The following is an 11,291-nucleotide window of genomic DNA, read 5'->3' as shown; positions in this document are numbered from 1 at the left end:
CTACTGGACCTACTGGACCTACTGGATCTACAGGAGCTACAGGAGCTACTGGACCTACAGGAGCTACAGGAGCTACTGGACCTACAGGAGCTACAGGATCTACTGGAGCTACAGGATCTACTGGAGCTACTGGACCTACAGGAGCTACTGGATCTACTGGACCTACTGGACCTACAGGAGCTACAGGATCTACTGGAGCTACTGGACCTACAGGATCTACTGGAGCTACAGGAGCTACTGGATCTACTGGAGCTACTGGATCTACTGGATCTACTGGATCTACTGGATCTACAGGAGCTACAGGATCTACTGGATCTACTGGATCTACAGGAGCTACAGGAGCTACTGGACCTACAGGAGCTACAGGATCTACTGGAGCTACTGGACCTACTGGATCTACAGGATCTACTGGAGCTACTGGATCTACTGGATCTACAGGATCTACAGGATCTACTGAAGCTACAGGAGCTACTGGATCTACTGGACCTACTGGAGCTACTGGACCTACAGGAGCTACTGGACCTACAGGAGCTACAGGATCTACTGGAGCTACTGGACCTACTGGATCTACAGGATCTACTGGAGCTACTGGATCTACAGGATCTACTGGAGCTACTGGACCTACTGGATCTACAGGAGCTACAGGAGCTACTGGACCTACAGGAGCTACTGGACCTACTGGAGCTACTGGACCTACAGGAGCTACAGGAGCTACTGGACCTACAGGAGCTACAGGATCTACTGGAGCTACTGGATCTACAGGATCTACAGGATCTACAGGATCTACTGGAGCTACAGGAGCTACTGGATCTACTGGACCTACTGGATCTACAGGAGCTACAGGAGCTACTGGACCTACAGGAGCTACTGGACCTACTGGAGCTACTGGACCTACAGGAGCTACAGGATCTACTGGAGCTACTGGAGCTACTGGACCTACTGGAGCTACTGGAACTTTTTCTTCTGCTAACGCTAGTATAGTAACTCCTGCTCCTCAAACTGTTAATAATTTAGCACCTATTCAATTTACAGCACCAGTTTTAATAAGTAAAAATGTTACATTTAATGGTATTGATACTTTTACTATTCAAATTCCTGGTAATTACTTTTTTATTGGTGCTGTAATGACTTCAAATAATCAAGCTGGCCCTGTTGCTGTTGGTGTAGGATTTAATGGTATTCCAGTTCCTAGTTTAGATGGAGCTAATTATGGTACACCTACAGGTCAAGAAGTTGTTTGTTTCGGATTTTCTGGTCAAATACCAGCTGGCACAACAATTAATTTATATAATATTAGTGATAAAACTATTTCAATAGGTGGAGCTACAGCAGCAGGATCAAGTATTGTAGCAGCTAGATTATCTTTTTTTCGCATTTCTTAATTAATATTATTACAAATAATATTAATTATATAAAATTTTGCTTTTTGGCTAGAGTGCTGGCTCGTCGTGTGGGGGCGAAACCCCACGAATTACGTATCTATTTTAGAATAAAAACTATTTTTGGACGATTGATCTAAGCGATTCGGCTTGTATACTTGTTTGTTCAAGTCGAGAACCATTGTTTTGCTTTTTGTCTGTCGGCTTGGCGAAAAAATCATACAAGCCGAAAAAAGTTCCGCAAGGATAATTTTTTTAAAGGTGGAGATTTTTGAGCGTTATTTGCTCAAAAATACTACCTGTTCCTTGCGGAACTTTTAGCTCTATATATAAGAGTGAGAAGAACAAAATGAAAAAAGTTAATAATATCAAGGGTTCATAAGATGTTAGGTGTCATGTTTTCATGACACCTAACAATTGGGAAATAACAAAAAAAAAAGAATACAATAGAAATTTGTATTCTTTAAAACAAATAAACAGGAAGTTTATACTTCTTTTTTCCCTTTTTCTTCCAATTTAAAATTTTGTAATGAATCTCTAAAAATATGTTGTGTTGCTTTGTCTATACCATCCTTTGGACTACAACACATAATATTAGGATTTACAAACCATGTACGACTTGTACACACCCGACCATCTTCTGTTGTTACCCCTGCTTGCGCAACAGCTAATACTCCTTTTTTTAACAAAGTATTCATTGTACCTGAAATATTTTGACGAGCTATTTTAAACTTTTCACTCAAATATGTGGGAGATGCTGGACTACCTGTTTCACGTTCTACAATAACATTAGTCTTAAATTCCACAAATGAAGCTAATTTAAATAAAAAAGCTTCTTCTTTACTACTCAAATAACCAATCTCAGTCAAATAATTGATATTATCCATTATTAATTGCACAAACCTCACCCGATCTAAAGGTTTTCTCTTTTTTCCTATAAGGGGTAGCGTCAGGAAAATGCGTATTTACAACGCTAAGGAAGTTCCAATCATAAAAAAAGCCGATTTCCAGTCTCTCAAGGAATCGACTTTTTAATTTAGATTGTTGAACTAAAGCACCCTTTAGTTTAAGTGTAACTATTCACAAAACAAGAATACAAAAAGGGCTAGCAGCTGCCAACCTAAAACGTTCTATCTATTTGAAATATACTTTTAGCTATTCATCACTGCTGTTAGGTAATGAAACTGGAATATATTTGACACCTATTCTTTCACTATTGAGAGCCTCATAACAACTTCGTTTCCTTCCATTTCTCCCGTTTCTGAAAAACCAACTTTTTGATAAAGTTTTTTTGCCACTAAATTTTCTTCAACATAATTTATTTGGATATAGTCGAATAAATTTTCTTGCTTCAAAAATTCTATAGCTTTGTTTAATGCTTCTTTACCATAGCCTTTTCCTTGATATGCACTCCCTAACATAAATCGCCAAATCTCTACTTTCCTATTTTCTATTTTATAGTCAAACATTATAAATCCTACAATTGTATCATCATTATAAATAGCATAAGGCTTGGCTCTTTCGTAAAATACCCAGGCTTGTGCCAACGATCTCATATTTGATGAAACAAAGTTTTCCTGTTCTCCTACAAGTTCTAAGTCAAAAACTTTTTGGTAGTTATCAGCGTTTATTTTCTCTAATCTAATCATCTTATACATCTCCGAGTTTTGTTTAAATACTTGTTCTTGCGATAATTATAACATAATTTAAAAGACTGGGCAGGGGTTTATATATAACACTAAAATTTGTTGAAGTCTTAATATATATTTTAAATAACTTGCCTTTCACTAACCTGCCCCATTAGTTTAAGTACATTTTTTCACAATCTCAATAGAGTAAGCCTATTGGTACATAATTAAATTATCGTTAAATTAGGACTTCATAATTTCTCATAAGACTTGTATCAAAATGCTTAACGTTGTAAATCCGCATTTTTCTGACGCTACCCCAATACTAACATAAGAAAAGCAATGACTGCATGATGAGTTTTTATATTTAAATTAAATGCCAAATTCGCAATAATACTTCCGATAGAGATAGCACCAATAAAATCAAAAGTATTCATTTCAGCAATAATTTGCTTTCCTAGTAGTTTAGCTCCGATAAATAAAATCGAAAAAGCTAATAGTGTTCTCAAAATAATCTCTATATGTTCAGACACAAGTAGCTAACCCCTTTTGAATTAAGTGTTCGTATTATAACAATTTATATAAGGATAGTATGTGTCATTGTAAAAGAATTTATTATGTTCAATAGTATTAAATAATTCAAAATTAATGTCATGGTTATTCCTCTGTAGCTCCCCTTGACATCGGGGAGCTACTCCCAATTTTAGAAATTATAATAACACCACTTATAAGTAACAAAAAAGCTCACTCCTTATTTATTTTTATATAGGAGTAAGCTTTTCTCTATTATTAAATTCTAATTTATTTACCAAATAGACGACTCCAAAGCGATTTCCTCTGTTCTGAAGCTGCTATTAATCGCTTACTGTCTTGTATTTCTCTTAATACTTGCATTAATTGAATATCTCTTTGTTCTTCTCTTATTATTCTTTGAGCATCTGTTTCCTGTAAAAATTTACTTTGTTGATCCAATCTTTGAATTAATTCTAAATTAAGCTGTTCTAAACGTTCTATACGTTCTGATAATACTATTATCTGTTCTGTATCTACTACGCTATCTGTAGCAACAGTTGCTATCTCATTTTCTATAACACTTGTCATTGCTAGATTTACAGCCTGTTCTAGTGTTACGTTCTTCTTGTTCATAGCTGTTAATAGCCGTTCTATAATTGCTACATCCTTATGATAAAAAATTCTAGAATTATTACTACCGCGCTCGAAAGGATACCCAACTTCCTCCAGAGCAAGGCAATATTTACGCAAAGTACTTGAGCCAATCCCTAAATTCTTGGCTACCTCAGATCCCCAATAAGTTTGAGCCATATTTTGTCCTCCCTCTGCTTCAAGCTGTTCTCCAGTTGCTATATAGTCTTTTCCTTCTTTGAAAAGGTAACACCTTCTTTTTAAAATTTAAAGAAGAGTTTTCAATTGTTTTTTAAGATTAACAAAAGTTTATTTTTTTGCTTTTTAAAACACAGTTATAGATTTTATAATAAATCTTGATTAATAACCAACTGTATTCCTATTGCCATGACTATAATCTTCTTCCACAGCCAATGCATCTGCTTTAGTAACATGAACGGTACCAAATGAATGATTTGGAGGAGCATATATCGAATAAAGTTTTAACGGAATATTACCTGTGTTAATTACATTATGCCATGTTCCTGCAGGTATCATTATTGCAAAATCATCATAAGCATTTCTTTTGAAATTTAAATTATCTTTACTCTTTCCCATTTGAACAATCCCCTGACCTTGTTCAATACGTAAAAATTGATCAACATTAGGATGTATTTCCAAACCGATATCTTCACCAACATTAATGCTCATTAAGGTAACTTGTAAATGTTTCCCTGTCCATAAAGCAGTACGATACGTATTATTTTGCTTTGCTGCTTCATTGATATTAACAACAAATGGTTCTGATCCATAATCTTTTAACGAAATACTTCCATCACCATTGGAAAAACGAAAAAAATCAAATCTGTTTGCATGCTCTATCTCATTAGGAAAAGTACAATAAACAGACTGTCTTCCATAGTTATACATTGGTATTGGTACATTAACATAATAAGGATATTGATATCGATACATAAAAGGAATATAGTGCATTTTTCTCAATCCTTCACAATTTTATAAAATTATCCTATGCACTGGTTAAGTCAATGTACTTAAAATTCAAAGTGACTTTTGTAAAGAAAGATTTTTAGCCTAAAACACTTATTTCATTAAATGGACCTTTAACTTAACAATACAATTGAAGTTTAAAAATCAAAAGAAAAAAACTATATCAACAAAGTTTTTCATCAAACTTTGTTTTAAAATTATCAATCTTTTTTATACAAGATTTTATACAATTTTTTGTACTAATACAGGACATTCGTAAACCGGAAAAACCATAGTATCTCAACAATGTATAAAATCATGCATAGGATGACAAACAAAGAAAAAGCGGAATCCTTATTATATCAATGGATTCCGCTTTTTCCTTGCTGCCGATAATGAGACGTTATGTCAACTTCACATGAATATGATATACAAAACAAAAATACTATTTTAGATGCAAACACATATAAGATATCTAAAGTTATAGATGAACAGAATGTACTATTGAAGAATATATAAAATATATATCAAATATAGTACAAGCCTATTCATTACATCCTTAGTAAAAATAAAATTTTATGGCTTTTGGAGGAAAATATATGCCCAAAAAAGTTCTCTTGTTTACAGATTTGGGAATTGATGATGCGTTTGCTATTCTGTACACCTTTTTTCGTAATGATATCCAACTTGTGGGGATTGTAGCTGATTATGGAAATGTATCGAGAGAGAATGCTATAAAAAATATTAACTATTTGAAGTATATTTCGGGAAGAAAAGAGATACCCGTATTTCTCGGTGCTTCTGTACCTTTAACAGGTATATTGGTTCAATATTTTCCTGAAGTACATGGAAAAGTAGGACTAGGACCTATCATTCCACCTGAAATCCCTTATCCAATTTATCCCATGAATGATATTTACAAAATTATAAACTCAAATTTAGACGATCTTACAATTATCAATTTGGGAAGACTTTCCTCATTGGCTACGTCATTTATTTTGAATTTAGAAGCAATGCGGAATGTGAAAGAATACATTTGCATGGGTGGAGCCTTTTTTTACCCCGGAAACGTGACTGCTGTGGCTGAAGCTAACTTTTACGCAGACCCTTATGCAGCAAACTTAATTCTGCAGCATGCGAAGAATTTGACAATTATTCCATTAAACGTCACCCAACACGCGATTGTTACACCTGAAATGGTTCAACAAATTGATGCATTTCACCGGAATACACAAGACCTTGCAGGACTCATCATCAAACCTATGTTAGACTGCTACTATAATTTCTACTCTAAATCGAATCCTGGCATAGGAGGAAGCCCTATGCATGATTTTTTAACAATATGGTATTTGTTGAATCCAGATGCAGTTCGTCTGTCAAAAGTGCCCATCAAAGTAATTCCCGATCTAGGAGAAGGATTTGGTCAAAGTATCGCAGACTTTCGTTTTGTGACAAATCCAGGTTATAAAACACATAATATCGCTTTTCAGTTCAATTATGAAAGATTTAAGAGAGATATTATGGAAACATTTTTAAGGAAAAGACTATAGCATATCCTAAGTAAAGATAAAAATACATATTAAAAAAAGAATTATTTATAGTTGGATGTATTGTAGTTGCTATGAGTTTACTAAAATAGAACTTCCTATATCGTGAATTATGTAAATAAGCCGTCCATATGGACGGCTTATTTTTGTTTAGCCTGATTTTGTCCTTGTTTTTTGGTCTACTTTTTGCTTTTTGGCTAGAGTGCTGGCTCGTCGTGTGGGGGCGAAACCCCACGTATTCCATATCAATTTTGGAGTAAGCACTATTTTAGGACGAATGATCTAGGCGGTTCGGCTTGTATACTTACTAGTCCAAGTCGATCGGCATTGCTTTGCTTTTTGTCTGTCGGCTTGGCGAGAAAAGCATACAAGCCGAAAAAAGTTTTGCAAGGACATAATAAAAAAGAAAAGACGGTAGTCTTTAGGTGAGGATGAACGAACCGACTTTTTTATTATGAAGGTGGAGATTTTTGAGCGTTGTTTGCTCAAAAATACTACCTGTTCCTTGCGGAACTTTTAGCCCTATATATAAGAGTGAGAAGAGCAAAGTAAAGAAAGTCAGTAATATCAAGGGTTTAACAAGGGTAGGGTGTGGGAAAATTCCCACACATGTGTTGTTAAATTCCCACACCTAAAAAATGGAAAATAATAAAAAAAAAAAGATGTCAATAACAAATGACATCTAAAATAAATAAATCGGTAAGTTATGTTTTTTCTTATCTCCAGTTATTTTAAAATTTCTAAGAGACTTCTTAAAAATCTTCATAGTAGCCTTGTCTACTCCATCTTTAGGGGAACAACATAAAACATTAGGATTCACAAACCAAGTACGAGAACTACAAATGCGACCATCTTCAGTTGTCATTCCAGATTCTGCAACAGCTAAAACACCTTTTTCCAATAAACCATTCATTAAATGAGAAAGATTACTTCTATCTTTTCCTAACTTCCTTGCTAAATAACTTGGTGTAGCTGCATCTGCATCTACTTCTTCAGAATCTTCATTTGAACATTCAATTAAAATATTAGTTTTAAACTCTATATACGGTGTTAAATCAATCAAAAAAGCTTTTTCAGCATTTGTCAGATATCCCGTTTTACATAGATAATTAATATTATCAGTAATTATCTGCACAAATCTCACCCGATCTGTAGGTTTTTTCTTTTTACCAATAAAATATTCTTCTCCACCAGACATTTTACTTAATACTTGTAGCATAATGACTCTTTCTTCTTCAGAAAGTCCGCCACTACCTTCAAGTTTTTCATAAATACTATTAATTTTACTATCTCTTTCTTTTGCTTTTTTTTCAGCTTGTCCAAAATCAATAATTTTCTTTGTCATATCTAAGTTAATTCCTCCTTAATTGAGGGAATCAACAAAAATACCTATTTTTTGCTATTTGATTATAAATCAAATTATGATAATCTATAATCAGATAAGTGAAGTTTAGGTATTTTCGTAAAATACCCTATGAAAAGAGTCATGTTCCCGCATGGCTCTTTTTTTCATTCTATCATGTTTTTAACAACCTTAAAGATAAAAACAAAGTTTCCCTGTTTTTTTACCGTTCCATATCAAATCCACGATGTTTATTCACCTCTTTTTTATGCTCACGTTCAAATTGATTATCTACTCCCTTGCTACCCAATTCATTTTTAACACTCTCTCTAAACCCCTTAAATTGCTCTTTTAAAACTTTTTTCGTTTGTACATATAAAACTCTTATATTCGTCTGCAAACCCTTTATATGAGCTTTTAACGAGCTAATTTCTCTATTTAATACACCAACTTCCTTTTGCAACTGGTTTTTTTCCTGTTTCAATGTTCTATTTTCTTTCATCCAACCGTCTGCAGTCATTTTTAAACTTTCATACTCTTTCACAAAGTCTGTTTCTCTCAAACGCTCATGATCCTTTTTGATAGTGACCGCTGCATTCACTTGCTTTGTTACTTCTTGATATTGTTCTGGTGATAACACATAATTTCTTGTCTGTTTCTTTGTAATTTCAGCTTTTCCAAACATTTTATCCTGTACTTCTACTACTACTTCTTTACGTAAAAATGGAATTTTAACAGGTTCATTTGGCACTCGATCACTAGCACTATCTAATTCTTTTTGCATTTGTTCTACTCTTTTTTCTAATTCCACATGACGCTGGCCAATTAGCTGCAGCTTTTCATTTTCACTCTCTACCTGTTGCTTTACTATCTCTAATTCTTTGTACGTATCAACAACATCACTTTCCAAACTCTTTTTCGTCATTTCTAATTCGTTTGTTTTCTCTTCAACATTTTTTAAATGATCGTCAATCGTTTGTAACTTAGTTTCTTTTTCCTCTACTTGATTTTCAATAGTTGACTTTGCTTCTGCATACTCCTTGTATTGACGGACTTTCATGTACTTATGTGAACCTACATTAGCACGTTCAAAATTCGGAATATATTCTTTAGCCAATTGCTCTATATAAGCGGTTTCCCTTTCTCTCCAATGCGCAATTAACTTTCTTCCCGTTCCTTCGACACCTTGTTGTTGCAAAGCTCTATCCATTCCGACACGCCTCGTTAATCCTCGACTACTTTCAAAGTTCGGTACATAGTTAATATGTAAATGTGGATTTGCTTCGTCATCATGTAAAACCATGTTATAGACTGCCAGATTGGGATTCCGCTCTTGAAACGCTTCAGCATACCGTTTTAACGCTTCTTTCTTAGCTTCCCTATACTTCGGGTCGTCTTTACCTTCTCCAATCGCTACGACCAATTCTCGTTGCTCATGCGTTTTATCATCTTTATGTATTTTGTCATAGTAATTCTCAATCTTACGGTCATTCCGTTTTTGCTTCTCGTTATACTTGTCCACCGCTTCTTGAAAGACATCCTTGTATACACTTCGGATGTCCTTTTGAACAAAGTAAATATTCTCCTCTGACCTAGCTGGATCAATGCCAGGATTCCCATGAATATTTTCCCTATTATTGTGGCTTAATGAACTTTGGTGAGATTGATTAAATGAGATAGAACCCAACATAAAGTGCCACCACTTTCCCTAGATTAATTGATACCATAAGTCTAGCAAAGCGACGAAATGGTGTCAATTAGAGTAACCCTATACGTATTTTGACGCTTTCGCATCAAAATCGATAGGGGTCTGCGACGCTTTTCGGCTTCGCCGAGCCATGCTTAGCATGGAAAAAACAACCTTGGACTCTGTCCAAACCTGCTGGGGAAATCTTCCCCAGACCCCCTTATCCAACTCCCCAACCCCTCAAATCCTTGAGGGCCTCCCTCGCCGGTTGGCGTCCCCAAAACAATTTGTTTTGGGGAACTGCCAAGAGGTTGGAAAATCAGATGCACGAGTCAATTCCTTAATGCTCCTTTCAAGAGATCAGCAAAAAAACGCTGATCTCTTTCAGTCCGCTTACCATTGACTCTTACCACTTATTTTTCTTCTCCCAATAATCACTTTACTAATTATTCAATACTACACTTATTAAAAAGTAAAAAGTTTTTGAGTTACTTTTTTTAAACGTATTTCAAATGCTTTTAAGTTGTATTAGGGGTCACCATACCATTTCAGGAAAATTGTACGTTTAGACACAATTCGGACACATTCCAAGCGTTTCCTGTACGCTAAGAGATATCTGTCCAGAAAACCTTATATTTATGAACAGAGGGTAAAACTCAACAATATCAACACGTTTTCTGACTATAATCATGTTCATAAAGCATGTAAACAAATCAATGTTCAATTAAACTTAGGTTTCTATCTTTCTGAACATGTATTTACCTTTAAAGATACTGTAAGAATAAGGTTTTGTAGTCCTTAGCGTACAATTTTCCCAAAATAATATGGTGACCCCTATTAAAAGAAATGAAACATTTATTTCAGCAGACTTTATAATTACACTTTTTAACAATACTTAATTATAAAATTCAATATAAGAACTTTTTTTAAAACTTATACATATAATAAATATTGACATAAATTCACCTGAATAGGGAAAAAAGAGATGAACTGGTCCTTCATCTCTTTTTTTATGTCAAAAAATTAATACATTTATAATAATCAATTTTATATCTTTATACATTTACTATATATAATATATTTTTTTAATAAACTAGATAGGAGGTTTCTATATGTCAAATAACAACATTCCATCACCGTTTTTTTTCAATAATTTCAATCCAGAATTAATAGGTCCAACATTCCCTCCTATTCCTCCACTTACTTTACCTACTTTACCTACTGGACCTACTGGATCTACTGGACCTACTGGACCTACTGGATCTACTGGACCTACTGGACCTACTGGACCTACAGGAGCTACTGGACCTACTGGAGCTACTGGAGCTACTGGAGCTACTGGATCTACTGGACCTACTGGATCTACAGGATCTACAGGAGCTACTGGACCTACAGGAGCTACAGGAGCTACTGGAGCTACAGGAGCTACTGGACCTACAGGATCTACAGGAGCTACTGGATCTACTGGACCTACTGGAGCTACTGGATCTACTGGACCTACTGGACCTACTGGATCTACAGGAGCTACAGGAGCTACTGGACCTACAGGAGCTACAGGAGCTACTGGACCTACAGGAGCTACAGGATCTACTGGAGCTA

At 34.9% G+C, this 11,291-nt stretch carries 7 protein-coding genes and 3 pseudogenes; 3 read left to right on the top strand and 7 right to left on the bottom strand.

The annotated features are described in order from the left end of the window. Positions 1-1,382 (top strand): annotated as a pseudogene (locus ACTFSI_RS27600) (collagen-like protein); the annotation flags it as partial. A gap of 460 nt (positions 1,383-1,842) precedes the next feature. Here the strand turns inward: ACTFSI_RS27600 and ACTFSI_RS27595 are convergent. The 5 genes and pseudogenes from ACTFSI_RS27595 to ACTFSI_RS27575 form a co-directional block, all read right to left on the bottom strand. Then, positions 1,843-2,317, bottom strand: a pseudogene (locus ACTFSI_RS27595) (MarR family transcriptional regulator); the annotation flags it as partial. 264 nt (positions 2,318-2,581) lie between these two features. Continuing rightward, positions 2,582-3,028 (bottom strand): GNAT family N-acetyltransferase, encoded by a 447-nt coding sequence (locus ACTFSI_RS27590; RefSeq protein ID WP_000620148.1) that lies wholly within the window; start codon positions 3,026-3,028, stop codon positions 2,582-2,584. 302 nt (positions 3,029-3,330) lie between these two features. After that, a pseudogene (locus ACTFSI_RS27585) lies at positions 3,331-3,540 on the bottom strand (DUF421 domain-containing protein); the annotation flags it as partial. Between the two features lie 268 nt (positions 3,541-3,808). Further along, positions 3,809-4,330 carry a DUF3967 domain-containing protein gene (locus tag ACTFSI_RS27580; protein ID WP_000079496.1) on the bottom strand — a complete coding sequence of 174 codons (522 nt, stop codon included), beginning with the start codon at positions 4,328-4,330 and terminating at the stop codon, positions 3,809-3,811. A gap of 180 nt (positions 4,331-4,510) precedes the next feature. Continuing rightward, a complete protein-coding gene (locus ACTFSI_RS27575) occupies positions 4,511-5,122 on the bottom strand; it encodes a cupin domain-containing protein (protein ID WP_000558980.1) in 612 nt (203 codons plus the stop codon). A 593-nt stretch (positions 5,123-5,715) separates the two neighbouring features. Here ACTFSI_RS27575 and ACTFSI_RS27570 point away from each other — a divergent pair. After that, entirely contained in the window at positions 5,716-6,666 is a 951-nt protein-coding gene (locus tag ACTFSI_RS27570) for a nucleoside hydrolase (RefSeq protein ID WP_440045788.1), read from the top strand. A gap of 679 nt (positions 6,667-7,345) precedes the next feature. On the opposite strand, the gene ACTFSI_RS27565 is transcribed toward ACTFSI_RS27570, so the two are convergent. Together ACTFSI_RS27565 and ACTFSI_RS27560 are read right to left on the bottom strand one after the other, a co-directional pair. Further along, complete coding sequence (locus ACTFSI_RS27565) at positions 7,346-8,008, bottom strand: MarR family transcriptional regulator (protein ID WP_000162379.1); 663 nt, start codon at positions 8,006-8,008, stop codon at positions 7,346-7,348. Between the two features lie 220 nt (positions 8,009-8,228). After that, a complete protein-coding gene (locus ACTFSI_RS27560; protein WP_000901539.1) occupies positions 8,229-9,695 on the bottom strand; it encodes a plasmid recombination protein in 1,467 nt (488 codons plus the stop codon). Between the two features lie 1,109 nt (positions 9,696-10,804). Between ACTFSI_RS27560 and ACTFSI_RS27555 the strand changes: the two genes are divergently transcribed. Then, the coding region (locus tag ACTFSI_RS27555; RefSeq protein ID WP_440045787.1) for an exosporium leader peptide-containing protein at positions 10,805-11,291 on the top strand (487 nt) is incomplete at its 3' end.

Source organism: Bacillus cereus group sp. MYBK101-2, assembly GCF_051918845.1.
Lineage (GTDB): Bacteria > Bacillota > Bacilli > Bacillales > Bacillaceae_G > Bacillus_A > Bacillus_A paranthracis.
The sequence above is the reverse complement of the archived record's forward strand: the minus strand, read 5'-3'. Positions and strand labels throughout refer to the sequence as shown.

Excerpts from the sequence above, each read along its gene's own strand:
- ACTFSI_RS27565 (WP_000162379.1), bottom strand. The coding sequence starts at position 8,008 with ATGACAAAGAAAATTATTGATTTTGGACAAGCTGAAAAAAAAGCAAAA.
- ACTFSI_RS27570 (WP_440045788.1), top strand. The coding sequence starts at position 5,716 with ATGCCCAAAAAAGTTCTCTTGTTTACAGATTTGGGAATTGATGATGCG.
- ACTFSI_RS27590 (WP_000620148.1), bottom strand. The coding sequence starts at position 3,028 with ATGATTAGATTAGAGAAAATAAACGCTGATAACTACCAAAAAGTTTTT.
- ACTFSI_RS27560 (WP_000901539.1), bottom strand. The coding sequence starts at position 9,695 with ATGTTGGGTTCTATCTCATTTAATCAATCTCACCAAAGTTCATTAAGC.
- ACTFSI_RS27580 (WP_000079496.1), bottom strand. The coding sequence starts at position 4,330 with ATGGCTCAAACTTATTGGGGATCTGAGGTAGCCAAGAATTTAGGGATT.
- ACTFSI_RS27575 (WP_000558980.1), bottom strand. The coding sequence starts at position 5,122 with ATGCACTATATTCCTTTTATGTATCGATATCAATATCCTTATTATGTT.